Genomic DNA, 25,505 nt, shown 5'->3' with positions numbered 1-25,505 from the left:
AACCGTCAGGTTGTGCAACGCCATTGCGCGGCGATCATGCCATCTTTGCTGACGAATTACCGCCCTGAAAAGGTGATCCCTGTAACGGATTAGCGCAACGGTCTACGCTTTAAGTGGCGGTATCGCGATAACGCTTACCGGTACTCAGGAGAAGAGAATGAAAATTGCCTGCCTTGGATGGGGATCGCTAATCTGGAAAGCTGGCGCACTGCCGGTAGCCAGCCAGTGGCACCATGATGGTCCTGCTGTACCGATTGAATTTGTGCGCATCGCAGACGGCGGCGAACTCTCAACAGCCATCTGCCTCAATGCCCGTCCGGTGCCGGTGCTCTGGGCGTGGCTGAATACCGCCTCGCTGGAGAGCGCCTGCCGCGCCCTGCGCATTCGCGAGGCGATTCCGGACCGCCGCGTCGACGGCATTGGCATGATGACCGTGACCGATACCGCCGCCGGGCCACTGGCGACGTGGGCGCAGGCGAAGGGGATTGAAGGCCTGATCTGGACCGGCCTGCCCGCGCGTATGGCGGGCGTTGAAGGCCAGATCCCGACGCTGGAGGATGCCTGTCACTATCTGCAGCAGCTCACGGGAGAGACACGGGCGCACGCGTATCACTATATCGAACAGGTTCCGGCTCAGATCGACACGGACTACCGTCGGGCGCTGTCCGATCTGACGCGCTGGCAGCCCGACGCCCCTGCCGTGACGGCGACCTCCACCCGGCTGCATCCGCCCTGCCAGCCCGGCTGAAACCGCCCGGTCTGCTCTGCCGCTCTGCTTACTCCTCAAAGGGTTACTACACTTCAGGCAGGTTTCGATTTCAGGTTCCCTGAGTCTTCCCCGCCGGTTGTCAGCCTCTCCGGTCTGGCCGCCATTCCCCTATCAGCAGGAGATGAACAGATGAAAGCATTAACCTATCACGGTCCGCATAAAGTCAGCGTGGACAACGTGCCGGACCCGGGGCTGGAAGCCGCAGATGACATCATTCTGCGTGTGACGGCCACCGCGATTTGCGGCTCCGATCTGCACCTCTACCGTGGCAAGATCCCCGGAACCGGGCATGGCGATATCTTTGGTCATGAGTTTATGGGGGAAGTGGTCGAGACCGGCAGCGCCGTGACCGCCGTCGCCAAAGGCGATCGGGTGGTGATCCCGTTCGTTATCGCCTGTGGCGACTGCTTTTTCTGTCTGCTGAGCCAGTACGCTGCCTGTGAAAATACCAACAGCGGCCGGGGCGCGATCCTGAACCGCAAAAACATCACGCCTCCCGCGGCGCTGTTTGGCTTCAGTAAGCTTTATGGCGGCGTGCCCGGCGGCCAGGCGGAGTATGTACGGGTGCCGAAGGCCAACACCGGCCCGTTTAAGGTGCCCTCGGTGCTGTCAGATGAGAAGGTACTGTTCCTGTCCGACATTCTGCCCACGGCCTGGCAGGCAGTGAAGAATGCCGAAGTAAAACCGGGCTCCAGCCTGGCGATTTTCGGGGCCGGGCCGGTGGGGCTGCTGAGTGCCGCCTGCGCCCGTCAGCAGGGCGCCGAGCAGATCTTCATGATTGACCACAATAACTATCGTCTGAACTTTGCCCGCGAACGCTACGGCGTCATCCCGATTAACTTCGACGATATCGACGATCCGGCTGGCTGGATTATCGAACACAGCACCGGCAACCGGGGTGTGGATGCGGTGATCGACGCCGTCGGCTTCGAGGCAAAAGGCAGCATGACGGAGACGGTGCTCACCAATCTCAAACTGGAGGGCAGCAGCGGTAAAGCGTTGCGTCAGTGTATTGCCGCGGTCCGTCGTGGCGGTATCGTCAGCGTGCCGGGCGTCTACGCCGGATTTATTCACGGCTTCCTGTTTGGTGATGCCTTCGACAAAGGGCTGACCTTTAAAATGGGACAGACGCATGTTCACGCCTATCTGCCTGATCTGCTGAAGCTGATCGAAGAGGGGCATCTGACGCCGGAAGAGATTGTCACCCACCATCTGCCGCTGGAAGATGCCGCACGCGGCTATGACATCTTCGCCAGACGCGAAGAGGAGTGCCGTAAGATCATTCTGGTTCCCGGCATGACGGCCACGCAGGCGACGATATAAATGTCACCGGCCCGGAGGGATTAACGCCGCCCCTGCGTTCCCGGCAGAGCTCTCTGCCGGGAACCGGGGTCAGGACGGCCTGCGTTGCAGGCTGCTCCGCCACTCCCGCCTTTCCAGCAGATGTTCATCCGGCGAATCCGCCGTATCCACCTGACTCCCATGCTCCAGCCATCGCGCGCTGCGCGAGTGCGGATGACTTTCACCAATCACCTGTTGTGCAAACGCGCCACAGGAGAGAAATAAAAACAGTAATGCACTGGCCAGCCTGGCTTTCATAAGCACACCTCAGCAGAAACGGTGCGGTTATGCTGCCCGAAAGGTTTTCGTTTTCTGTCAGTAACAGGCAAAGTTATGTGGGGAGCAGCAACAGACTGCGACCGGTTTAGCGGCGATGAACCGGTCAGTGACGGGTCCTTAATGCAGACGGCGCACGGTGAGTGCCGCAGACCAGCGCTGCCGCTGACAGCGTGGACAGACGGCCTGCTGCTGCGCCTCAATCATCCGGGTCTGACCGCAATGGGTGCAGGCGTAGAGCGCACTGACTGGCACGCGGCTGTAATCCTGCCGGTGCGCAGGAGGCAGCACACTTAACCCGGCGCGCATCTCATCGTCGTCATAGAAATAGAGGCTGAGCTGACCATCGACCTCCACCAGCGCCAGCCGGATCTGACCCAGATGCTCAACGCCGCTCTGACGCAATTCCATATAAAACTCATCTTCAGAAATATTGAGCCGATCCAGACTCTCCAGCACATAGACCCCTTCCTGAATCAGAGTGATGACGTCGCCCTGAATAAGCCGGGAAAAGCGCGGGCTGTGTGCCGTCAGCCAGGTAGTCAGCCGATAGAGCGCCAGCAGCACCACAAACACCATGATGACCGGCAACACCGGCACATCGTCGTAAAACGTCACGTCACCGGATGCCGAACCCAGCGTCAGAATCACGACCAGTTCAAACAGCGACAGCTGACGCACACCGCGACGGCCTGACACTTTCAGAAAGGTAAAAACGACCAGATAAGCGATCAGGACCCGTGCCATCACCTCAAATAAAAAGGTGGCCGGTTGATCATTCAGTAAAAATCGGTGCCAGTCGAATGAGAACATAGTCTGCTAAACATCCTGTAGTAAGCGCCTCTTCACAGGCTTGCTGATAATCCGGCGATTCAGGCCAGTAATAAATCAATTCTGGCGTCAGCCGTGCAAAAGGCAAGCGAAGCAGCAGAGCGAAAGCCGGTAAGTCTGACCTGACCGCATGTAGAGGAAAAGGTTAACAAAGCTGAAAATAGCCGCCGGCCGGTTCACGCTGCGTTTATTTCGCTTTTTGGGAAAAAAGAAGCTGGATATAACTACATCCTGCTGGAACGCTTTTGCCGCTTCGCTTTTTTTTCTTTTCTATTCAACACCTTGCCATATATTCCTGCCAACCTATACTTTCCGGTAAGCGTTCCAGAAAACCGATTAACAGCCCGGAAATCCGCTTTTTCCTGCCGATAGCGCGACCCGTTAACACCTGCTATCTCACTCATGCATTTTCCACAGAACAGACTGTGGCTTATGGCAAGGATCGCCCGTCCGTTCAGAGCGGCTGCTCTGCTTTGCATACTCAACTCCCTGACCCGTTCAGCAACGGCTCGTCAGCGGGGATCGTGTTGGCTTTTTTCGGGAGATGTCATGACGCCCTTTTCCAGTTTCTGGCAGGCCGGTTACGAAGGTGCCGATCATATCAATCCGTCAGGCGTTGCGCTGTCGATGAACGATCTGAACCAGCACCAGGCGCGTGCAGCAGAGGATTATGCCGCCCTGGCCCCCTTCTCTTTTCGCACCGTGCGCGAAAGCGTGGGCTGGCGGTTGTGTGAGCGCGACGGCCACTACGATTTCTCCTCCGTCGCCGCCCGGATGCAGGCAGCCGAACAACAGGGCATCCAGCTGAGCTGGACGATCTGTCACTATGGCTGGCCCGCGGGCGTCACGCTGTTTGATCACGATTTTGTCAGTCGTTTCGCCACGTTCTGCGGTGCACTGGCCCGCTTTCTGGCTCCCTTATATCAGCAGCCTCCGGTCTATTCACCGATGAATGAGATCTCGTTTGTCAGCTGGGGGATCTCGGTCGGGCTGTTCGCCTGTGACGCCAGGCCGGGGCCGGATCCGGCGGATGCGGCCAAACAGCAGCTGGTACGCGCGACCCTGGCCGCCTGCGAAGCGATCTGGCAGGCCGATCCGCGCGCGCGTCTGCTGCACTGCGATCCCCTGATCCACATCGTGGCCGATCCCGCCGATCCTGCGGGCTCAGACGTGGCACGCGCGATGTGCGACACCCAGTTTCAGGCGTGGGATATGCTGAGCGGCCGACGCAATCCGGAACTGGGCGGTGCCCCGCGCTATCTCGATCTGGTGGGCGTCAACTATTACCACGACAACCAGTGGGAGCAGGGCTCAGGCCAGCGACTCCACTGGCATCTGGGCGACCGTCGCCGCCAGCCGCTGCATCGGATGCTGCAGCAGGTCTGGCAGCGTTACCAGCGCCCGCTGCTGCTGGCAGAAACCAGCCACGTCGGCAGCGGACGCGGGGCCTGGATCCAGGAGATCACCGCGCAGGTTGCGCAGGCCCAGCTGGCAGGCGTTGAGCTACTCGGCATCTGCCTCTATCCGATCCTTGATCGCCCCTTATGGGAGGAGACCACCTTCTGGACCCGCAGCGGATTATGGGATCTCGATCGGCTGGGGCCCGATCCTTACGCCCGCCAGTTGCAGCAGCCCTATGCCCAGGCACTCCGCCAGTCACAGCACTTTTTGCAGCACCTTCACGCCCAACAACATCAACGCCAGGAGCACACCATGAAGCCACCTGTTCTGCTTGTATTCAGCCATCTGCGCTGGGGATTTGTTTTCCAGCGTCCGCAGCAGCTACTGACACGTCTGGCGCAGCACTATCGCGTGGTGTTTGTCGAAGAGCCGGTCTGGCAGGCGGGACAGCCGGGCCTGCACCAGAGTTCGCCTGCCGCCAATATCACGGTGATCCAGCCGCATACGGACAGCGACGCACCCGGTTTTCACGACAGCCAGATCGCCCCGCTGCTGCCGTTGCTGACCCCGCTGCTGGAAGAGGATGAGCAGCCGCTGATCTGGTTCTACACGCCGATGGCGCTGCCGCTGCTGACGCCGTTTGATCCGGCGCTGGTGATATATGATTGCATGGATGAGCTTTCCGCCTTCCGGAATGCGCCGCGCCAGCTCCAGCAGCGTGAATCGGCACTGATGACCCGCGCCGATCTGGTCTTCACCGGCGGCACCAGCCTCTATGAAGCCAGACGCGACAAACATCCGCATGTCTGCTGCTTCCCCAGCAGCGTCGATGCGGTCCATTTTGAGCAGGCGCGCGATCGCAGCAATCGTCATCCGCTGCAGGATGCGATCCCGCCGCGGCGCCTGGGCTATTACGGCGTGCTGGATGAGCGCATCGACCTGCCCCTGATTGCGGCGCTGGCGGACACTCATCCTGACTGGCAGATTGTGATGGTCGGGCCGGTCGTGAAAATCGATCCCGCCAGCCTGCCACAGCGTGCCAATATCCACTGGATGGGTCAGCAGCCCTATCAGGCGCTGCCACAGTTTCTGGCGGGCTGGGATGTCTGCCTGATGCCGTTTGCGATTAATGCCTCAACCCGCTACATCTCACCCACCAAGGTGCTGGAGTATATGGCGGCGCAACTGCCGATTGTGAGTACCGCCATTGTCGATGTGGCACGCCACTACGCAGAGGAGGTGGCGGTAGCGGAGAACCACGCTGACTTTATCACCGCCTGTGAACAGGCAATGACGATGAGTGCCGCAGACCGGCTGGCCCTGACGGGACGGATGCAGGATAAAGTGGATGCCACCTCATGGGATCGCACGGCGGAGCAGATACATACGCTAATCCAGCAGGCGCTGACGCAGCGTCAGCCCGCAGCAGAGCCGGCAGATCGGGTCAGTGCTCAGGCGAACGTCATGACCTTAACGCCCGCGATGCTGGAAAGTGAAGCGGTGCCCTGTCTGATCATCGGCGCAGGCCCGACCGGGCTGAGTGCCGGTTATCACTATGGCGAAGGTGCAGTGGTGCTGGAGAAAAATAGCACACCCGGCGGCTGGTGCCGCTCCATCGACGATCGGGGTTTTACCTTCGATTATGCCGGGCACATCATGTTCTCGCAGGACCCGTATGTCCTGGCGCTTTATGAGATGCTGCTGGGCGACAATCTGCACTGGCAGGCCCGTGAAGCCTGGGTCTACAGCAACGGCGTCTATACCCGCTATCCTTTCCAGTCCGCGCTGCATGGCTTGCCGGTCGGAATAGTTAAAGAGTGTGTGCTGGGGGCGATTGAGGCGCGTTACGGCGAAACCACCCCTGTCGCCACACCGCTGGATCGGGCGCGGACGCGGCGGGACTGCTGTGCGGATGGTGCGATTCCCGATGAGGGCAGCAGCATGGGTGACGTGGCTGGCGATGAGGATTTCCAGCACTTCATTATGCGGACCTGGGGTAAAGGCATCGCGCGTCATTTTGCCCTGCCCTACAACCAGAAACTGTGGAAAGTGCCGCTGACCGACATGGAAACCTCATGGCTGGGTGGACGGGTTCCCCTGCCTGACCTGGCACAGATCATTGATGGGGCGCTGCAACCGCTGGCGAAACCTGTGGGTCCGAACGCGCGTTTTGGCTATCCGCTTCGCGGTGGCTTCCAGGCGCTGATGTCCGGCTTTTTACCCCATCTGAAATGTACTCTGGAAACAGACACCACCCTGACCCGCCTCTATCCCCAGGCGCACGTCGCGCTGCTGGCGGATGGCCGCCACTACCGCTATGAGCAGTTGATCAGCACCATGCCGCTGCCGGAGCTGATTAAACTGATGGGCGACGAGGTGCCGGAGAGTGTGCAACGGGCGGCAAAACAGCTTCAGTTTGTCTCCGTGCGCTGCGTGAATCTGGGGATTGGTCGTGCTGACCTGACGGAAAAGCACTGGATCTACTATCCCGGCGATACGCTGTTTCATCGCATTTTTGTGCAGGGCAACGCCAGCCCGCACTGCAATCCGCCGGGCGGTTTTGGCTTAACCTGCGAAATCACCTATAACGCTGCCCATCCGCTGCCGCTGACAGGCGATGCCCTGATCGAGCGCTGCCGCCAGGATTGCATCCGCGTCGGCATGATTACCGCAGAGGATCCCCTGCTCTGCGCCTCAGAGGTCGATATGCCTTACGCATACGTGGTCTACGACCATGCGCGCAGCGATAACGTCGCACTGATACGTCAGTGGCTCCTGACGCAGGATATTCATCTGTCGGGCCGCTACAGTGAGTGGGAGTACTACAATTCAGATCACGCCTTCCTGGCCGGCAAACGCGCGGCGGAGAGCGTCCGGCAGCAGCATCTCAGCGAACAGATGCCTGGCTGATCTGATGCAGTCTGCTATGAAAGCCGCTGGCTGCATTTCGCGGCTTTCAGCGACTGCAGCTGGTTCAGCCGCCGCTCCGCCTTCTGGCTGGCACTGTATTTCGCGATACCATTGCCCAGCCCGAAATCACCGACAAAACCGAGCACGGTCAGCGCATCAAACTGGCCGGTCTGCTCAATATCACTCTGCACGCTGTGCGCTTTAGCCAGCTCCTGATCCAGTGCGCTGCAATTCAGCATCGCTGACTCTTCCGGCGTGACCGCCGCCGCCTGCGGATAGTGCTTGGTGGCGCAGCCGGTGACGACCAGCGCCAGCAGCAGGATGATCCGTGGTGTGTTCATTTTTTGTTGCCTGTTTTTTGCCCAATTAACCGGGTTATCGGCAGCACCTGCAGAGATCATGAGGCGCTGAACTACCAATAATGGTCGAAACCGCTACGCTAATGTAGGATTCTGCGCTCGGCAGCCTGCCGCAGCCTGTTATCAGCCAAAAGTCACGCAGCGAACGCGCACGCCCCGTTCACGCTTTCTGCCTGAACTTTCAACCTGTTAGTCAGCACGACGCTGCAACCGGCAGCGTTTTTAGCGCTAAGCCTGAGCGATAAGCAATAAGATGGCAGCGGCGTAAGCCCGCTCAGACATCGATCATTCGCGCGTCAGGTTTATCAGAGCATGTTACAGATGAGGTTTTTCAATGCGTTTTAAAGGATTGAACATCGGGTTTTTCCTTTTGATTCTGGCGATCGCCACCATCGCTTTTTTTGATGTGCTTTCGCCCTATTTCTCGCCGATCCTGTGGGCGGCGATTCTGGCGGTCATTTTCCACCCGCTGAAAACGTACCTGCGGAACCGCATGGGCGACCGCAATGGCCTGGCCGCGCTGCTCACCCTGCTCTGTATCTGCCTGATTGTGTTCACGCCGCTGGCGATTATCGCCTCATCACTGGTCGTCGAAACCAATGCGGTCTATCACAAGCTGCAGACCAACTCGGCGCAGTTCCCGGCGGTCTTCGCCGAACTGTTGCAGCATCTGCCGCGCTGGGCGAAACATTATCTGGCCGATAACAATCTGGATAGCGCCGCAGAGATTCAGCAGAAGCTCTCCTCGTTTGCGCTGAAGGGCGGTCAGTATGTGGCGGGCAGCGCCTTTGTCATCGGTAAAGGGACCTTCAGCTTCACCATCGGCTTTGGTGTGATGCTCTATCTGCTGTTTTTCCTGCTGAAAGATGGCTCCTATCTGGTGCATCTGATCCTGGAAGCCCTGCCGCTTTCGACCTACGTGAAGCATCATCTGCTGGTGAAGTTTGCGGCTGTAGCGCGGGCAACGGTGAAAGGTACGGTGGTGGTCGGTATCGTTCAGGGTATTCTCGGCGGGCTGGCCTTCTGGTTCACCGGCATTGATGGCAGCCTGCTGTGGGGAGCCCTGATGGCGTTCCTCTCACTGATTCCGGCAGTCGGCTCTGCCATCATCTGGGTGCCGGCGGCGATCTTCTTCTTCGCCACCGGCGCACTCTGGAAAGGGCTCTTCCTGGTCGGTTTCTTCGTGGTGATTGTGGGGCTGGTGGATAACATTCTGCGTCCGCTGCTGGTGGGCAAAGACACCAAGATGCCTGACTATATGATCCTGATCGCCACGCTGGGCGGCATGGAGATCTACGGCATCAACGGCTTTGTGATTGGTCCGGTCATAGCGGCGCTGTTTATCGCCTGCTGGAATCTGCTCTCCGGCCGCGATAACCGCGAAAATATCGAAGTCATCGACGAAGAAGTGATCGAAGAGGGCAAGAAGCAGTCTGAAACCGCAGCGGAAGCGGCGGCTGAAGCGGCTTCCGCTGCGGCAGAAGCCGCTGCTGAAGCAGAAATCAAAGTCTCCGCGCTCGCGGCGGCAGAAAGAGAAGCCACAGAAAGAAAGGCAGCGGAAAACAAAGCCTGATCCGCTTCAGCCATAAAAAAACCCACCGTAGGGTGGGTTTTTTCTCCTGAAAACAATCGCGAATCAGTTGGTCGCTTTGTTTTTCAGATCTTCTGCACCCTGCTTGGTTTTATCCCAGCCTTTCTCGGTGCCTTCTTTGGTTTTGTTCCAGCCTTTCTGCGCACCTTCGGTGATCTTGCTTCCGGTGGTGTGGCTTTTGCCTTCGGCAGCGTGCTCAGATTTCAGCTTCATCTCTTCGCCTTCATGCTGCGCCTTGTGCAGTTTTTCTTTTGCGGTATCGGCGCCTTTGTGCGCTTCCGCAACGGTGTTGTCTGTGGTGGTAGCAGCAAAAACTGGCGAAGCCAGTAAAATAGCAGACAGTGCAATAATTGATTTCTTCATAATTCCCTCTGTATTCATCGTTGCCGTGTAGGTTTTAATCCTGGCATAGCATTTCCAGGAAAGATTTAAGAATAAACCAGGAATGAAAAAGGGCCAGTTTTCACCAGAAAAAGCCGCTGGCCGTAGCGTTTTTGTCGATTACCACAGGGCGAGCTGCGGATCGTCGTCCGGTTTCGGTTTCCTGCGGCTGACGCGAGCGGGGGGTGCCGGTAGCTGCATCTGCTGATGGATCCACTGCAGCAACACCGCGACCACATAGGCCTGCTGCTCCGCGCTGAGCGGCTGATGCTGATCGATATGGTGCCATTTGCTCAGACAGCCGCGACAGCAGGTCGCCGTGGCGTGCTGCGCAATAAACACCGGATGGCCACGCATCGGCGTCTGCCTGCCATCCTTTTCCGGCTCGGCGGGAGCCAGGCGCTGTGCCACAAATTCGCTGGCGTGCTGGCGTAAAACCGCCTCGCCTCTGCCGGACGCATACTCATATTCGGCGCGTCCCAGACGAAAACGCTGGCGAAACGGCGAGCGCGCCAGCCGGGTAAAAAGGTCGTCATACTCTGTCATGCTGAAAGCCAGTTACTCATATTTGCGCCCTGCCAGATAGCGAACCCCCCGGGGGCCGAACACCTCACGATGCAGCTCGTTCGGCTGCAGGTGAAAGGTGTCGCCTGCGTGATAGGTGGTTTCGCCCTGTTCAGTGCTGATGGTGATATCGCCATCCAGAATCAGTGCCAGCGCCTCAAAGGGGTGAACGTGATTGTCCAGCTCGGTTGCGGCTGCGCGCTCCACCAGCAGTGGCTGGTCAAAACCCTGTTCAGCTAACCATTTTCTGAAGTCGTGTTCTGTCATCGCTTCTCCTTAACATGGATCGCTCTTTTAGCAGTGTAGACGATCGGGTTAGCTGTTCGGGGAAGACAACAGGAGGGCTGACCGCCTGCATCACTGCTCCCTGCCCTCTGTTAACCGATTTTGACATCATGATGGCGCAAAAATTTGCTTTACCGGCCCGGAAGGATGTGGCTCTGGATCGGCAGGCTTTACCCGGCACCCCGCCTGCGGCAACCTGGTAGGGTCAAGCGTGCCATGATCAGGATCGGTCACAACGGCACGCTTAACGCTGCCGCACCGGAAGAGATGCAGGACAGACGATCACACGCCGATCAGATAACGGACGCCTCGCCACGCCGTCACTGCTTCGTGACGTTACTGGCTGCCTTTTCCGCACTGGCGATCTGTTCAGAGAGATGGCTGACCAGCGATTTGGCCATTTCGATCGTCAGGCCAAAAAAGCGCGTTTCCTGCATCGCCTGGTCATCCGGTGCATCCGGATCGACATAGCCGAGCTTCAGTACCAGCGCCTGATGATCGCTTAATGGCCCGATGTGCCAGCCGGTGACGGGATAGAAGGTAAAACGGTTGAATTCATTCACATAAACCTGACTATGAAGCATAACGCTGATTGAGTGTCAGGCCAGCTCAGATAATAATGCGTGGGTGAAGTGTTAAGCATGGCGCAATTCTGCAGAATTACAAGGAACAGGATGACAGCCGCGAGGTGATGGCCGCAGAGAGCCATCCGGAACGTGACTACGCCTCCGTGCGGGGAATAATCGAGATATGACCGTTGACCTCCAGCACGGCATATTTAATCTGGTCGAACCGCTCCAGTCCCGGACCGGAGCGCGCCGCTTCCAGTACATCGTCAGGACTGATGCCGCTCATCTTCATGCGATCGGTCAGCAGATTGCCATGATCCACCAGAATCACCGGGCCGCCATCAATAATCTGCTCTACCACCGGAAAACGGTTTTTCACTTTACCCAGCACGATATCAATGGTTACCAGCGTTATGATGGTCAGTGCTGCGCCGGTTACTGAAAAATCATCCCCCAGCAGTGCCTGCTGGGTCGCTTCGCTGATAATGAGCAGCAGAATCAGATCAAATGATGTCATCTGCAGCAGTGTGCGTCTGCCAGCAATTTTGAACACAACCATCAGCACCAGATAGATGGCCGCAGCCCGTAATACCGTTTCCATAACGCGCCTCTGTCAGGGATAGATCCATTGTGTAAAACGAACCGGCGATGCATCATCGCCGTAGATTGCAACGTGTATGCGGCCCGCACGGCGTGGCTGCAATCCGATCCAGACCGCATGATCGGGTCCGGTATCCGCAACAGCAAAGGTCAGCCGCAGATCGCTACCGATTGCCTCTGCCTCGCGTGGCTGAGGCTGCAGCGTCTGGATCTCCAGACTATCCAGTGCCCCGCTGCCGATAGTGAGAGTAAAACGATCGCCTGCAGGAGCACGATAGCCTATCCGCATAGCCATATTGCTTTCGATCCGGCCAAACCGCTCATACGCCACCTCAAGGTTGCCATCCGGTGAGCGGACCCGACTGTCACTCAGCCAACCTTTGGAGAAGAGTCCGCACGCCCCCAGCAGCACCAGCACAATTAACAGGTACTCTCCGGCACGCTGTATCCGCCATTCGCGACGTACCCACAGGATATTCTCTTTTACCGGGTAATCCCGATTCTCTGTGCGATCTTTTTTCATGTATTGATGATCTCTGATCGGGTCGCCTGACGCGACAAGCTGGTGGATTATTTTGCCCGGCGCTCAACCCAGAATGACCAGCTGTGGTAGAGCAACGTCAGCGGCATGGCAATCACGGCTCCCGTCAGGACAAAGCCCTGCGTCACGGGTGATGAGGCGCTGTTACTGAGCGTGAACTGATAGGGCACAAGCCAGGGATAAAGACCACAGAGCAATCCGGTAAATACTGCGCCGATCAGCAGTAAAGTCAGGATAAGCTGGCACAACGGCCGGGCCCGCCATAAAGCCAGTGGCAGGGCAATCCAGAGCAGCAGAATTGCCCCGATTGCGACCTTACCCAGGGGCCGCAGCCAGCTTTGCCGCCAGATATCTGCGTTGAAATAACACTCAGCAAGAAAAATTGTCAGCGCCAGCAGCCACCATAGCCCGCTCTGAGCCGCCGCCAGCGGCTGTACCCTGTCACCGATGCGCCAGCCGATCCAGCAACAGGCCAGCAGTGAATTGATCACCATCAGGCCCATACCGCTGATCAGCGGTATCAGGCTCAGCCCATCCGGCAGACCCGTATGCGGCTGTGCGCCGATTACCATCCCGGCGCACCAGCCCTGTATAAAGGTCGCCATTGCCGAACAGCCAGCCATGACGCGATCCAGCCAGGGACGCAGTCGCGTGGAGCTCTGGGCGCGATATTCCAGTGCCATCGCCCGCATCAGCAGCGCCAGCAGCATAACGAACAGCGGCACACTCAGCTCGCTCAGCAGAAGTGCATAGACCGGGGGAAACAGCGCCAGTAATCCGCCGGCCATCAGGACCAGCCAGGTCTCATTCGCATCCCAGACCGGCAGGATGCTGTGCGTCATCAACTCACGCTGTTCATCATCGTGAAACCAGCAGAACAGCATCCCCACCCCCAGATCCGTGCCATCCAGAAGCAGATAGAGCAGCAGAGAGAGACAGATAACGAATGCAGAGAGATCGGTCATTGCAGGCTCCTAATTCGGGGTTTTCAGCACTATCACCACCGGTTCTCCCGATGGCAGTGCGCCCTTAACCCGGCGCAGCAGATAGCGTAAGCCGAGAGCAAAAACCAGCCCATAGATCAGCAGCACCGCCACAAAGAGACTCAGCGTAGCCCCGAGCGACAGCGGAGAGACGCTCTGTGCGGTGCGAAGCAGACCATAGACCGTCCAGGGTTGTCGTCCGACTTCAGTAACGACCCAGCCGGACAGGAGCGCGATAAAGCCCGCAGGGGATAGCCAGACCAGCCCGTTCAGTAAGCGTCCTGACCTCATCAGTCGCCCACGCCAGCGCTGAACATTCGCGGCAATCGTGGTGAGTAATATGAGTACTCCCAGCCCCACCATCAGCCGAAAAGCGAAAAAGACCGGTAGCACCGGAGGGATGGCATCTGCCGGAAAGTCGCTGAGACTGTTGATATGCCCGGAGAGATTGTGCCGCAGATAGAGCGAGCCCAGATCGGGCAGGCTAAGCTCCAGATGGTTACGCTGCGCCTGCTGATCCGGTATGGCAAACAGGCGAAGCGGTTCCCCCTCGCCCTGCGCTGGTCGATGCCAGCTCCCTTCCATCGCAGCCAGCTTAGCGGGCTGATAATCGCGGGTATTTTCACCCTGCAGATCGCCAAGTATGATCTGCAGTGGCATGGCAACCAGCAGAAAGGTCAGTGCGCTGTTAAGCATCAACCGCGAAGCGGGCTCTCCGCTGAAACGGCGGAGTCGCCAGGCGGCTACGCCCATGATCAGCACCGCTACCGCAATCAGCGACCCCACAACCATGTGGCTGAAGCGCCAGGGAAAAGAGGGTGCCAGAAGAATCGATCGCCAGCTTTCGGCCAGGAAAACCCCCTGCGGATTGCGACTGAAACCCACCGGCGTCTGCATCCATGAATTGGCAGCCAGTATCCAGAACGCGCTGAATAACGCACCGATCGCGACCAGACAGGTCACCGCAAAATGGACGCCGGGCCGGATCTTATTAAAGCCAAACAGCATCACCCCTGTCAGGGCCGACTCAAGAAAGAAGGCGATCAGCACTTCATAAAACATCAAAGGGCCAATCACCCCGCCAACCTGATGTGAAAAGGGAGCCCAGTGCGTGCCAAACTGAAACTCCATCACCACACCCGAGGCTGCACCAATCGCCACGGTCAGAGAAAAAAGTATCAGCCAGAAGTGAAGGGCATCGCGTGCAGCCTGCTGCTTTCCCCATAGCCAGCGCGCTTCAAACCAGACCAGAAACGGTGCCAGTCCCAGCGTCAGCGCCGCCAGCGTAATATGCATACCCATAGTCACGGCAAACTGGGCACGGGCGAGCATTAAAACCCAGTCACTGTCATTCATAGGTAATTTTCCCGGCAACACAGCGTGGACCGGGGCCATGCCTGCCCTGAACCGCTACGCAACCCTCAGCCATCTGGAGATCGCCGGTTAAAGAGAGGCTATGCCGGAGAGTCAGGTCTTTTTTCAGCATTCCGATTATTTCGTCAGGCAATAGCCTTTCAACAAGGTAATAGGATTATCGTAGTGAAAGAATAATCAGTCAGCCAGCAATCCGAAAAGAATAATAAGGCCGCAGCCGGAAATGCAGTTAATCAAAAAAAGGAAAGTGAGGGAGGAAGAATGATTAACGCCAGCTTTATCCGCTGCGCTTAAATAAGGATAAATAAAATTAAGCGAGGCGCGAAATTAATTTCCTCCTCGCATTGAAAATATACGGGTTCGCTTACAGCCAGCCGGCGCGACGCAGCCTGGCCCAGAGTCCGCCACAGGCCACCAGCGTCAGTCCCACCGCCAGCGGATAGCCATACAGGGACTTCAGCTCCGGCATATGCTCGAAGTTCATGCCGTACATGCTGAACACCACCGTCGGGATCACCAGGATAGCGCCCCAGCCCGCCAGCTTTTTCACCACCTCATTCTGCTGCACCGTCACCAGCGCCAGATTGACCTGCATGGCGCTGGTCAGCATTTCGCGCATATCCTCGGCGTCCGTCACCACATGCCGGGCGTGATCCTGCACGTCACGGATATAGGCGCGCAGCGGACGCGGGATCAGATCTTCATGCAGGTGGATCAGCTGATTACAGATCTCCTCCACAGGCTGCGCGGCATTGCGCAGCGTCAGCAGATGGCGCCGCATGGCGTAGACCTGCTGCACCGACTGGCGATCAAATTCGCTGGTGAAGAGTTCGTTCTCCATCTGTCCGACCCGCTCATTCAGCGAGGTGGACAGCTCGGCATAACGATCGACAATAAAATCGAGCAGACAGTAGAGCGGCCAGGCGGGGCCATATTTCAGCAGCGACGGATTTTCAGATGCCAGCTTTCGCACCGGCGTATAGCTTTCAGAGGCGCCGTGGCGGATGCTGATCAGAAAGTTTTTGCCGACAAAGAAATGGGTTTCGCCCATTTCACAGTTGTTATCCTTAACACATACGGTCTTGACCACGATAAACAGCGACTCGCCATAATGTTCGATTTTCGGTCGCTGATGGGCATTCAGCGCGTCTTCAACCGCCAGTTCGTGCAGGCCGAACTCCTCTTTAATCTTCGCCATAAACTCCGCGTCGGGCTGCCATAGTCCAAGCCAGATGAACGCCTCCGGCTCTTTAATCACTTCGCTGATATCGTCAACCCCGACCTCTTCGCCCGCGCATCCCGGACGGTACACCCTGCTGCTTACGATCATCATCTGCCTTCCCGTTTTATGACTACATGGAGCTTAGCCAATAGCGGGCCGGTAACCGCAGAAAAACCGTAAGGATTTGCTGCCGCGCTGTGCGATCAGCGGGTTACCATTTCAGCCCCAGGCCGGTGGAGAAGATGCCCTCGTTCAGGGTGTCCGGTATGCCACTGACCAGGTTGCGGTGATAGCCCAGATGCAGAGTGGACCAGGAGGTGAGGCTGTAGCGCAGGCCGACTTCCGCATCCAGCATAAAGACGCCATCGTCATCCAGCGAATGCCCCACATCGCCGTTGCTGTAGAGCGTGACCGACTTGCCCAGCAGATAGCGCTGATAGTTCCAGCGCAGTGAACCACCGAAGTGCCGCTCATCCCTGTCTTCGCTGTAGCCATATTCAAACGCACCGGCCAGCACGGAGAGTGAGAACGCACTAAGTTCGGTATCCCACAGCTGATAACCGGGCCCGGTGCCGATTAACGCCTGGCGCGAGAGATTTTCTACCCAGTCGCGCTTGTAGGTGGCGCGCGCCTGCCAGAAAAACTGCTCCCTGAAGAGATAGTCAACGGCGTAGCGCAGACTGTAGTTGTCCGTGTTGACGCTCTCATTTTCCTGCTCCCGATTGTAGGTCGCGCCGATATCCTGCCGCCATTTTCCCTGATTCAGTTTGGTGTTAAGCGCAAAACTGTAGTCGTCGGTTTTGGTCGAGGCTTTTTTGACTTTCACACCGGCATCCACGTTGCCGCTCCAGGCGAGCCGATCGCTGCGCACTCTGGCCTTCATAAACTCATCAATACGCTTGATCGAAACCTGCTGCTCCTGCTCATTACGCTCCACCCAGACATAGCCGGGGTCAGATGAGGAGAGCCGGACCTGATAGTGCTCGCCGGTCTGTTTGTTTTCGACATTCACCGGATTATCGCTGGCAAGTGTACTGACCGCTTTCCAGTCGAGCGTGACCGTGCCCGCATAGGCTGTCTCTATCGCCAGCCGGCCATCGCTGAGGTAACGGATAGTGCCCGACAGGCGGTCGCCATTATTCAGCCAGACGGTATCGGCTGCGGCCTGCTGCACTCCGGCAAAGCAACCGACCACCAGCAGCGAGGTAAACGAGGTAACAGAACGCATAGCTTTCCCTGTAAAAGCGCCGCCCGATGCGGGCAACGCAGCACGGCAGATTCGAAGCTGACAATTAAGCGGATTACGGGAGGATATGCAATCTGGCCGATGCTAGGAGAGGTCGTGCAGCGCTTTGCCCAGCGGCGGGCTCAGCCTGAAGTCGCTGAAGTGGATCGCCAGTCCCTCGCGCTCAGGTGAGCAGCCCATCACGCCGACAAAACGTCGCCCCTGACCAGGCCATGAGCAGAGCCGTAACAGCGGCCAGGTCACGCCATCGCTGGAGTACTGAATTCTTAATGCAGAATCAATCAGCGTTGCGCGCAGCCAGAACTGGCGCGCATCGCCGGGAAACACCCCGGTTGACCAGTCGGAAAATTCACGCGTAACAACACAGCCGATGGCTGGCTGCTCATCGTTAAACTCAATACCCGCTTTTACCCAGTGTGTCTCGTTATCCTGAATAAACAGGCCCGCCTGATCGTAAAGCTGGCTGAAGTCCGCCCTCACCTGCACCTGCACGGTAAAATCACCCTCGACCTGGAAACCAAAGGCGTGGCCGCTGTGACGTTCGAAGCCGTACCAGGTGCGCTGCCAGAAATCGCTGTTCTGGGCCGTTTCAAACTGCAGGACATCGCCCTCCAGACGGTAAACGGATGGCTGATTAATCCAGACACCGCCTTCAGACATGATTGAACTGACCATTGTTATCCACACTCCTTTAAGTGAACCAGGTCCTGCGCGTTCAGACAGCTCTGCCGCGAAGCGACCGATCTGATGATCATAGCGTTGATTGTGCAGAAAGCGTCAGACAACCGCGCTGACGCGGGTGAGCCGGGCAGATCAGCGCCCTGCCCCGCCGGGACATCAGAGGGGGAAATCGCTATTTCAGGCGTTGCTGACTTTGCGTTGATCTTTCTGTCAGAAATAAATCTTTGCCGATCAGATCCGGCACACTCAGATATTTCATTTTGTTAATCGTCTGGCGGAAACCCCATTTAGCAACCAGGCTTGTTCTGTCTGAGAAATACAGCACTCATTAAATATAAGGATTAAGCCACCATGGTAGATAAATCAGAGATTTTAGATCACGCACAGGTTGTTGATGTGAATGGCGAACATGTCGGGATTGTTGACCATTTTGAAGGCGACGACAAAATTAAGCTGGCGAAAAGCGATCCTGAAGCGGGCGGCAAACACCACATTATTCCATTCAGCTGGGTGAAAGAAGTGGACGACAATAAAGTTATCCTTTCTAAAGCGAAAGCGGATGTTGAAAGCGAGTGGCAGTCTGCCTGATGTGAAAGCCGTGGCGCCTGCCACGGCTTATTTTTATCTGAAATCCCTACCCCGCATTAATCTGCCTGAGTTCACTGACGTTATTTTAAATAGCGCTCGCTCAACGTATCCCGGCGACCATTTATTGCAATTGGTCCTTTTCAGGCGCCGATATTTTCCGCCTGTGCAGAAGAATAGCAGTCAAAGACACCGTCAATCACTGGATAGTGTTCTGCGCCGGGCAGTTCAAAATGCCACCATTCGGTTGAGATGCTGGTAAAGCCGCCCCCCAGCATAATGGCATTCAGCATCAGACGGTTGCGCTGAGCTTTGAGGGCCACAGCAGGATGATAAGGATGAGAGTGCTCACTCATCTCATCGAAGCCGGTGCCCATATCCACAATCGCGCCATGCTCGTCGATCAGCGTAACGTCAATCGCCGTGCCACGACTGTGATTTGATCCGCGCGACAGCGGGACAACATAGTCCGGGTTCGGGCAGGCCTCCCAGAGAACGGCCTGGGCGGACGGTGGCCGGTATGCGTCCAGGACCAGTAAGGTATAGCCAGCTACCCTGGCAATGCTGATACTTTTCGCCAGCGCATCAGCCGCTTCAGTGTGCAACAGACAACGCGCGTCGCGGTAGATCGGCCGGCCCGCAATGTTGTCGGCGGTGGCATATTTCAGATCGATGACCAGCTGCGGAAAGGCTTCCGCAATATCAACCAGATGTTTACTTTCCATGCGTCATGACGTCCTGTTTATAAGCTCCGGGGCGGGTTGGCCGGAGCGCGATGATGACAGAACCGCTATCATGGCATTGCGGCGAGAGGAAAAAAAGGTGTGACGATTTTCTGAGCCGGGAGGGTGTGGAATTTTGTTTATCCGGAATGATTGATCACAGTATTTATGCCTTCAGGGAGTGTGTGTCTGCGGTTAAGTGGCGCAGAGGAGAAAGGATGTCGCTTCTGATTGGGGAGCGGCAAATTAGATGATTTAATATTGCGGGTACCGGTGAACGGTGACTGCAGGATACGGGGTGTGGCAATATAAACGCAGCCAGACCGCTTTTCGAATCAGGGGTCGCAAGGGACATTTAAGCCGCCCGCCAGAAACAGCATAAATTGGCTGAGAATTGACAACGGGAGCATTTACAATGCAAATATGCATGATGGATTATGGCCGACTTTCCAGTGACGGAAAACGTGTAAAGCTAAACTGCTATGGTGTGGGCTCGTTCGATGTTTTGTCTGGCATTGAAAGATATATCAATAATCCAGATTGTTCGGACATTGAGAAGGCCGCAATTCCGCCAGGAACATACTGGATTGTAGACAGACCAGAAGGGAGCCTGCTGAACCGCGCCCGGGCAGAGTTGATAGATATGGCCCATATGTACCGAAATCATCACTCAGAGTAGTTTGGTTTATACAGTGCTAAAACCATGAGTGATTACGTTTTTGTTAATGGTGTAAAGCGCGGCAGCTTCAGGCTTCACCCACTTAATACCGACGGTTCTGGCGTATCATGGGGTTGCATCACTTTTTATCGCTCATCTGAATTCCAGACTTTACGCAATTCATTATTGCGGCGGAAAAAGTCGTCGTACCGGGCAGTCATGGTTTATTAGCATATGGCCGCATTGATGTTCGTGGCATTCCTGATTTCACAAAGTGTGTTGCACGATGAAAATACTGATATTTATTATAATTCTATCCGCTTCCTGGATTTTTATTCCTGAAGGATTCATCAAATCGCTGGTCGAAGGCCATATCAGTGGTGATGGAGAAAGCGCTATGGATAGTTTCGAATTGACCGTGATTCTCCTCAAGGCAGTTTTTTCTCTACTGCTGGCCTTTATTGGTGTCTGGCTTTATCGCAAAGCTAATCAGAGATAACTAAGAGACATTAAAGCAGCTCATCACCGACAGGCATTCAGAGGTACCTTCCGGGTCTGAACCCGCGGTGCCTATGGTGCCGGTTGTCGCTAACTATAAGGTATTGGTGTTGGTCATTGAGCAGAAGACTCGTCTGGCTTGTGCTTTTCAAATGAGTGATAAGCAAGCGACAACGGCAAGCGTCGTCGATCTTAATACCGCGTGGTGCGCAGCACTAAAACGGCCAGGCATAGCGGATTTACGTTCTATCACCGTCGGCACATCTGGACGCTCTGGTTAGTTCAGATGGGCCATTCCACTGTGAGCGCTGCAGGAGACGGGCGTTCTCCTTCTGCCGCTTTATCTCAGAGAGTTCCACGCCGCCAGACTTCTTGCGCCCGGTGTAGAAAGTAACGGCTGAAATACCATGCTTACGGCAGAATTACCGGGCAGAAACCCCGACTGCGGCTACCCAGGAATCGCTTACTTAACGCATTCACAAGTTGCTGAAGTGTCTCTTCCTGATATTTATCCTTCTGCACAATGCTTTTTAGCTTGCGTATATCTTTCTGAGAAAAACCGCTGGCCAGAAGCTTTTCCTCAAAATCTGTCATCAGAGCATCCATCCATTAACATCAAAGCGCTTACCTGATAACGACATAATATCTTCAGTTAACAGGAAAAACGTAAAACCGATAATCACGCATAATTCCCCGGACGGACAACCTGGCTAATATAAAACCAGATAAACCCGTAACAGGGAGAGATAATAATTAATGAATTTTTTAATATTATCAGCGTCCACTTTCTCGTGTAAACCTGAAGGCTTTCCAGGCAAGATTCATGGGTATCACGAAATAGACGATAACAGCGCCCATTATCAGGACAATAGCATAGGATATCAGGCTTTCAGTATGTCCCTTCGCCAGACCATAAATGAAAACAGCGCTTAAAATTATCAGGCAAATGATGCCCGCCCAGAAACGTTTACTGAGTTCCTGAACAAGAGATTGCAGAGTATCGGATTGATTTTCATCTCTGGTAAGAATCGCTTTTAATTTCCCAACGTCTTTAGCTGAGAAACCATTCCTGAGAAGCCTTTGCTCATAATCGTTCATCTGATTCATCCTGAATGACGTTGCGACACGAGCGGAATATAGCACAGTGTAAGAGTCCCGTGCTAACCCGTCGCCGGACAGGCGAAAACGGATATAAACGGCCATTTTACAGCAGATAATTCATCTCAACAGCAAACCAGAATTTTACAGCGGGCGTCATCCCTCGCCTGATATGAACACCCGGATGTCGGTTAATCAGACGTTAATCTGACCGGGCCTCAGAAAAGTGCCTGAACAGCCGGATGGTTGAGTTGTCACATTATCTGGACGCGAAAATTCGTTGACACGTTCAGCAGAGAGGTCAGTCAGATCGTAATACGACAGAAAGTGAAAAATTCAGGGATGAAGAACAGAGAGAAGAGAATCTGGCACGCCCTACAGGATTCGAACCTGTGACCTACGGCTTAGAAGGCCGGTGCTCTATCCAGCTGAGCTAAGGGCGCATGGAGATGGCACGGATTATACGTCCGGAAGCGGGTACGTCAACGTTTTTGCCGTTTCTGCGCAGCGAAGTGCTGCGGGATTAACCAATTCGCATCAATGACGCCTGCGCCATTCGCTGAGCGACACCACCTGGCGAGTCGCGGCAGATTCTCCTTCCAGCTCAATCCCTTGCGGTGTGAAACGCGCATTATACTGTTCGCGAAGCGCGTGCAGCTCCTGGCTGTCCGGCTCCAGCTGGCGCAGAAAGCCCAGTGCGAGCAGCAGTTGCTGGCGGCTGATCAGCGGCGAAAAACCGGCGCGACTGAGAATGCCATGCCAGCGCTGGCTGTTCTCCTCGCTGCCGTCCACTATCAGCACCTGCCAGATCAGCAACACCGCCGCACCGTTATGCAGATGCGTTTCATTATCGTGACTCAGATAGTCGGTAAACTCTTTCGCCGCCTCTTTGCCCATCATCGCGGTCATCGACTCCACCTGAACCGGTGGCAACTGCAGCCGCTTGCTGAGCCGCTGAACGGCATGACGTGAGCCTGCGGTGAGCAGCTGAAATCCGGCGACAAACACCACCGCCAGCGTGGCAAACATTATCCAGATCATGACATCGTCCCCTGATAGTCCTGCCGATATCATACGCATGCAGGCAGCCACTCGTCGCGATGAAAAGTCGGAAAGCACATTCGTGGCTGAAACTGTGACTGACAGCAGCCCCCGCTTCTGACAAAATAGCCCCCTTCCCCGATTCAACACAACACAGTGGATTTCCTCTCTGATGGCAGCAAAAATTATTGACGGTAAAACGATTGCGCAGCAGGTGCGCGTTGAGGTTGCGGAAAAAGTGAAGCAGCGTCTGGCGGCCGGAAAACGTGCGCCAGGCCTGGCTGTCGTTCTGGTAGGTGAAAACCCGGCCTCGCAAATCTACGTGGCCAGCAAACGCCGCGCCTGTGAAGAGGTGGGTTTCCATTCCCGCTCTTACGATCTGCCCGCCTCGACCCGCGAAGCTGAGCTGCTGGATCTGATTGATGCGCTCAATCAGGACGATGAGATCGATGGCATCCTGGTTCAGCTTCCGCTGCCCGCCGGTATCGATAACGTCAAAGTGCTGGAGCGCATCACGCCAGACAAAGATGTCGATGGATTCCACCCCTACAACGTTGGCCGTCTGTGTCAGCGTGCGCCGACTCTGCGTCCCTGCACGCCGCGCGGGATTGTCACGCTGCTGGAGCGTTACAACATCGACACCTACGGCCTGAACGCTGTGGTGGTCGGGGCATCGAATATCGTTGGTCGTCCGATGAGCATGGAGCTGCTGCTGGCAGGCTGCACCACCACCGTAACGCACCGCTTTACCAAAGATCTGCGCCATCACGTTGAGCACGCCGATCTGCTGGTGGTGGCGGTCGGTAAGCCGGGCTTTATTCCGGGTGAGTGGATCAAACCCGGTGCTATCGTCATCGACGTTGGCATTAACCGACTGGAGAGCGGCAAAGTCGTGGGCGATGTCGATTTCGACACTGCATCAGAGCGTGCATCCTATATTACCCCGGTGCCAGGCGGCGTTGGCCCGATGACGGTGGCTACCCTGATCCAGAACACGCTGCAGGCGTGTGAAGAGTTTCACGATAAAGAGGTTGTTTAAATGGCAAATTTTTCACTGGGAAAATTCCCGCATGTCGATCTGTGTGACCTGCTGAAGCTGGAAGGCTGGGTTCAGAGCGGTGCACAGGCTAAGATCGTGATTGCCGAGGGCGAAGTGAAGGTCGATGGCGCGGTCGAAACCCGTAAGCGCTGCAAAATCGTGGCCGGTCAGACCGTCGAGTTCTCCGGTTTCCGCACCACGGTCGTTGAGTGATGCGCTGGCGTCCCTGCGTGGACGCCGTTGCAGCATCCACGTCAGCCCTGCGCGTCTGCGCGGTATCAGCCCGCCAGTACGAAAAAGAGCGACCTGCCCGTTAGTCGCAAAAAAAGGGCGATTGCTCGCCCCTTCCGCCCTATTTCCGACGCCAGCTTGAGCCCTGTGGCCCATCTTCGACAATCACGCCCAGCGCGTTGAGTTTGTCGCGGGCGATATCTGCATCCGCCCAGTTTTTGGCGGCACGCGCATCGGCACGGGCTTTCACCCAGTGCTCAATCTCGGCAACCTCTTCGTCATTCACCTGCGCGCCACTCTGCAGGAACAGCTCAGGGTCCTGCTGCAGGATGCCCAGCACGTTGGCCATCTCGCGCAGCTTCGACGCCAGGGCATCAGCCGAGGCACCCTCTTCGCTTTTCAGGCGGTTAACTTCACGCGCCATGTCGAACAGCACCGAGTAGGCTTCCGGGGTATTGAAATCGTCATCCATCGCCGCGCGGAATCGCGCTTCAAACGCTTCACCCCCGCTGGCCGGGACGCTGCTGTCCGTGTGACGTAACGCCGTGTAGAGGCGCTCCAGCGCCGCACGCGCCTGATTCAGGTTATCTTCGCCATAGTTGAGCTGGCTGCGATAGTGACCGGACATCAGGAAGTAACGCACCGTCTCCGCATCATAATGCTGCAGCACGTCACGCACGGTGAAGAAGTTGCCAAGCGATTTGGACATCTTCTCGCGGTCGACCATCACCATCCCGGAGTGCATCCAGTAATTGACGTAAGGACCGTCATGCGCGCAGCTCGACTGGGCGATTTCGTTTTCATGATGCGGGAACATCAGATCGGAGCCGCCGCCGTGAATATCGAAGTGGCTTCCCAGCTGTTTGCAGTTCATCGCCGAGCACTCAATATGCCAGCCCGGGCGACCATTGCCCCACGGTGATGGCCAGGCGGGCTCATCCGCTTTGGACATTTTCCACAGCACGAAATCCATCGGATTCCGCTTCACGTCGGCCACTTCGACCCGCGCGCCCGCCTGCAGCTGTTCCAGATCCTGACGCGACAGCGCGCCGTAGTCGGTGTCGCTGAGCACATCAAACATGACGTCGCCATTTTCCGCGACATAGGCGTGCCCGCGTGCGATCAGCGTTTCAACCAGCGCAATGATCTCTGCGATATGGCGGGTCGCGCGTGGTTCCTGATCGGGTGGCAGAATACCCAGTGCGGCAAAATCGTTATGCATTTCGCCAATCATACGATTGGTCAGGGTTTCGATGCTTTCGCCATTTTCATTGGCACGTTTGATGATCTTGTCATCAATGTCCGTAATATTACGCACATAGTTAAGCTCATACCCGAGGTAGCGCAGATAGCGCGACACCACATCAAACGCCACGAACGTCCGCCCATGACCAATGTGACAGAGGTCATACACCGTGATGCCGCAAACATACATGCCGATTTTACCGGCATGAATGGGTTTGAATTCCTCTTTCTGTCGACTCAGGGTGTTATAAATCTTAAGCATTGAACGGTTCCGTTTTCGCGTGTGGTTGACACTTTTAAGTATCCAGACATTGTGCCGTATTTTTATCGCTCGCGCGACGCAAAGCAAGCCAACTGCGCCGCGCTGCTGACGCGTCATCGGAATTTATGATATAAGAACCGTCGACTAAAAGGGGTACGCCAGTTAACAGAGCGACCTCAGCTACTGATCACAACCTTTACAG

27 protein-coding genes, 1 tRNA gene and 2 pseudogenes are annotated in these 25,505 nt (G+C 56.3%); 9 read left to right on the top strand and 21 right to left on the bottom strand.

All coding sequences use genetic code 11. The features are described 5' to 3' along the window. Positions 1 to 157 precede the first annotated feature (157 nt). A complete protein-coding gene (locus AB1748_RS06665; protein ID WP_367396154.1) occupies positions 158 to 748 on the top strand; it encodes a hypothetical protein in 591 nt (196 codons plus the stop codon). A gap of 150 nt (positions 749 to 898) precedes the next feature. Continuing rightward, positions 899 to 2,092, top strand: coding sequence for a zinc-dependent alcohol dehydrogenase (locus tag AB1748_RS06660; protein WP_111139009.1), 1,194 nt, complete (start codon positions 899 to 901; stop codon positions 2,090 to 2,092). Positions 2,093 to 2,161: 69 nt separating this feature from the next. Here AB1748_RS06660 and AB1748_RS06655 read toward each other — a convergent pair whose 3' ends face one another. Together AB1748_RS06655 and AB1748_RS06650 are read right to left on the bottom strand one after the other, a co-directional pair. Further along, on the bottom strand, positions 2,162 to 2,368 hold the full coding sequence (locus AB1748_RS06655) for a hypothetical protein (RefSeq protein ID WP_367396153.1): 207 nt from the start codon (positions 2,366 to 2,368) through the stop codon (positions 2,162 to 2,164). 138 nt (positions 2,369 to 2,506) lie between these two features. Beyond that, entirely contained in the window at positions 2,507 to 3,199 is a 693-nt protein-coding gene (locus AB1748_RS06650) for a DUF421 domain-containing protein (RefSeq protein WP_111139007.1), read from the bottom strand. A gap of 567 nt (positions 3,200 to 3,766) precedes the next feature. Here AB1748_RS06650 and AB1748_RS06645 point away from each other — a divergent pair. Then, on the top strand, positions 3,767 to 7,528 hold the full coding sequence (locus tag AB1748_RS06645) for an NAD(P)-binding protein (RefSeq protein WP_367396152.1): 3,762 nt from the start codon (positions 3,767 to 3,769) through the stop codon (positions 7,526 to 7,528). A gap of 14 nt (positions 7,529 to 7,542) precedes the next feature. Here AB1748_RS06645 and AB1748_RS06640 read toward each other — a convergent pair whose 3' ends face one another. After that, positions 7,543 to 7,869 (bottom strand): hypothetical protein, encoded by a 327-nt coding sequence (locus tag AB1748_RS06640; protein WP_111139005.1) that lies wholly within the window; start codon positions 7,867 to 7,869, stop codon positions 7,543 to 7,545. A 352-nt stretch (positions 7,870 to 8,221) separates the two neighbouring features. Between AB1748_RS06640 and AB1748_RS06635 the strand changes: the two genes are divergently transcribed. Beyond that, a complete protein-coding gene (locus AB1748_RS06635) occupies positions 8,222 to 9,460 on the top strand; it encodes an AI-2E family transporter (RefSeq protein WP_293773599.1) in 1,239 nt (412 codons plus the stop codon). A gap of 63 nt (positions 9,461 to 9,523) precedes the next feature. On the opposite strand, the gene AB1748_RS06630 is transcribed toward AB1748_RS06635, so the two are convergent. From AB1748_RS06630 to AB1748_RS06580, 11 genes are all read right to left on the bottom strand, one after another. Beyond that, positions 9,524 to 9,841 (bottom strand): hypothetical protein, encoded by a 318-nt coding sequence (locus AB1748_RS06630; RefSeq protein ID WP_111139003.1) that lies wholly within the window; start codon positions 9,839 to 9,841, stop codon positions 9,524 to 9,526. Between the two features lie 138 nt (positions 9,842 to 9,979). Beyond that, the gene (locus AB1748_RS06625; RefSeq protein WP_367396151.1) at positions 9,980 to 10,405 is read right to left on the bottom strand and encodes a DUF4186 domain-containing protein; all 426 of its coding nucleotides are present in this window, start codon (positions 10,403 to 10,405) and stop codon (positions 9,980 to 9,982) included. A gap of 12 nt (positions 10,406 to 10,417) precedes the next feature. Continuing rightward, positions 10,418 to 10,690: a cupin domain-containing protein gene (locus AB1748_RS06620; RefSeq protein ID WP_293770725.1), complete on the bottom strand. Its 273-nt coding sequence runs from the start codon at positions 10,688 to 10,690 to the stop codon at positions 10,418 to 10,420. A 338-nt stretch (positions 10,691 to 11,028) separates the two neighbouring features. Further along, the gene (locus AB1748_RS06615; protein ID WP_111139039.1) at positions 11,029 to 11,271 is read right to left on the bottom strand and encodes a hypothetical protein; all 243 of its coding nucleotides are present in this window, start codon (positions 11,269 to 11,271) and stop codon (positions 11,029 to 11,031) included. Positions 11,272 to 11,428: 157 nt separating this feature from the next. Next, positions 11,429 to 11,878, bottom strand: coding sequence for a DUF421 domain-containing protein (locus tag AB1748_RS06610; RefSeq protein ID WP_111139000.1), 450 nt, complete (start codon positions 11,876 to 11,878; stop codon positions 11,429 to 11,431). A 12-nt stretch (positions 11,879 to 11,890) separates the two neighbouring features. After that, positions 11,891 to 12,400: a hypothetical protein gene (locus AB1748_RS06605; RefSeq protein WP_111138999.1), complete on the bottom strand. Its 510-nt coding sequence runs from the start codon at positions 12,398 to 12,400 to the stop codon at positions 11,891 to 11,893. Between the two features lie 47 nt (positions 12,401 to 12,447). Further along, entirely contained in the window at positions 12,448 to 13,383 is a 936-nt protein-coding gene (locus tag AB1748_RS06600; protein ID WP_111138998.1) for a cytochrome d ubiquinol oxidase subunit II, read from the bottom strand. A gap of 9 nt (positions 13,384 to 13,392) precedes the next feature. Continuing rightward, positions 13,393 to 14,757 (bottom strand): cytochrome ubiquinol oxidase subunit I, encoded by a 1,365-nt coding sequence (locus tag AB1748_RS06595; RefSeq protein WP_367396150.1) that lies wholly within the window; start codon positions 14,755 to 14,757, stop codon positions 13,393 to 13,395. A gap of 382 nt (positions 14,758 to 15,139) precedes the next feature. Further along, a complete protein-coding gene (locus AB1748_RS06590) occupies positions 15,140 to 16,105 on the bottom strand; it encodes a magnesium and cobalt transport protein CorA (RefSeq protein WP_367396326.1) in 966 nt (321 codons plus the stop codon). Between the two features lie 103 nt (positions 16,106 to 16,208). Continuing rightward, positions 16,209 to 17,225, bottom strand: coding sequence for a DUF481 domain-containing protein (locus tag AB1748_RS06585; protein WP_111138996.1), 1,017 nt, complete (start codon positions 17,223 to 17,225; stop codon positions 16,209 to 16,211). A 102-nt stretch (positions 17,226 to 17,327) separates the two neighbouring features. Then, a complete protein-coding gene (locus AB1748_RS06580; RefSeq protein WP_367396325.1) occupies positions 17,328 to 17,924 on the bottom strand; it encodes a DUF1349 domain-containing protein in 597 nt (198 codons plus the stop codon). Positions 17,925 to 18,275: 351 nt separating this feature from the next. Between AB1748_RS06580 and AB1748_RS06575 the strand changes: the two genes are divergently transcribed. Further along, a complete protein-coding gene (locus AB1748_RS06575) occupies positions 18,276 to 18,512 on the top strand; it encodes a DUF2171 domain-containing protein (protein WP_003854080.1) in 237 nt (78 codons plus the stop codon). A 140-nt stretch (positions 18,513 to 18,652) separates the two neighbouring features. Here AB1748_RS06575 and ddpX read toward each other — a convergent pair whose 3' ends face one another. Further along, positions 18,653 to 19,234: a D-alanyl-D-alanine dipeptidase gene (gene ddpX, locus AB1748_RS06570; RefSeq protein WP_128084138.1), complete on the bottom strand. Its 582-nt coding sequence runs from the start codon at positions 19,232 to 19,234 to the stop codon at positions 18,653 to 18,655. A 412-nt stretch (positions 19,235 to 19,646) separates the two neighbouring features. Between ddpX and AB1748_RS06565 the strand changes: the two are divergent. After that, positions 19,647 to 20,120: pseudogene (locus tag AB1748_RS06565) on the top strand (DUF2778 domain-containing protein). A 55-nt stretch (positions 20,121 to 20,175) separates the two neighbouring features. Next, positions 20,176 to 20,388, top strand: coding sequence for a hypothetical protein (locus tag AB1748_RS06560; RefSeq protein ID WP_111138994.1), 213 nt, complete (start codon positions 20,176 to 20,178; stop codon positions 20,386 to 20,388). A gap of 316 nt (positions 20,389 to 20,704) precedes the next feature. On the opposite strand, the pseudogene AB1748_RS06555 reads toward AB1748_RS06560, so the two are convergent. The 5 genes and pseudogenes from AB1748_RS06555 to AB1748_RS06535 form a co-directional block, all read right to left on the bottom strand. After that, positions 20,705 to 20,827 (bottom strand): annotated as a pseudogene (locus AB1748_RS06555) (IS3 family transposase); the annotation flags it as partial. Beyond that, positions 20,799 to 20,981, bottom strand: coding sequence for a hypothetical protein (locus AB1748_RS06550; protein ID WP_146240828.1), 183 nt, complete (start codon positions 20,979 to 20,981; stop codon positions 20,799 to 20,801). The gene AB1748_RS06550 and the pseudogene AB1748_RS06555, both read right to left, overlap by 29 nt. A 180-nt stretch (positions 20,982 to 21,161) precedes the next feature. Further along, positions 21,162 to 21,485, bottom strand: coding sequence for a hypothetical protein (locus AB1748_RS06545; RefSeq protein WP_367396149.1), 324 nt, complete (start codon positions 21,483 to 21,485; stop codon positions 21,162 to 21,164). A gap of 366 nt (positions 21,486 to 21,851) precedes the next feature. Continuing rightward, positions 21,852 to 21,928: transfer RNA gene (locus AB1748_RS06540), tRNA-Arg, on the bottom strand. A gap of 94 nt (positions 21,929 to 22,022) precedes the next feature. Further along, a complete protein-coding gene (locus tag AB1748_RS06535; protein WP_111138991.1) occupies positions 22,023 to 22,526 on the bottom strand; it encodes a DUF1198 family protein in 504 nt (167 codons plus the stop codon). Positions 22,527 to 22,698: 172 nt separating this feature from the next. Between AB1748_RS06535 and folD the strand changes: the two genes are divergently transcribed. Together folD and ybcJ are read left to right on the top strand one after the other, a co-directional pair. Then, a complete protein-coding gene (gene folD / locus AB1748_RS06530) occupies positions 22,699 to 23,565 on the top strand; it encodes a bifunctional methylenetetrahydrofolate dehydrogenase/methenyltetrahydrofolate cyclohydrolase FolD (protein WP_293770799.1) in 867 nt (288 codons plus the stop codon). Then, a complete protein-coding gene (ybcJ, locus tag AB1748_RS06525) occupies positions 23,566 to 23,778 on the top strand; it encodes a ribosome-associated protein YbcJ (RefSeq protein WP_111138989.1) in 213 nt (70 codons plus the stop codon). It begins immediately after the preceding gene. 139 nt (positions 23,779 to 23,917) lie between these two features. On the opposite strand, the gene cysS is transcribed toward ybcJ, so the two are convergent. After that, complete coding sequence (cysS, locus tag AB1748_RS06520; RefSeq protein ID WP_288475745.1) at positions 23,918 to 25,303, bottom strand: cysteine--tRNA ligase; 1,386 nt, start codon at positions 25,301 to 25,303, stop codon at positions 23,918 to 23,920. Positions 25,304 to 25,505: the final 202 nt, after the last annotated feature.

It is taken from the genome of Pantoea sp. Ep11b (assembly GCF_040783975.1).
GTDB lineage: Bacteria > Pseudomonadota > Gammaproteobacteria > Enterobacterales > Enterobacteriaceae > Pantoea.
This window is presented reverse-complemented; position numbering and strand designations above follow the sequence as displayed.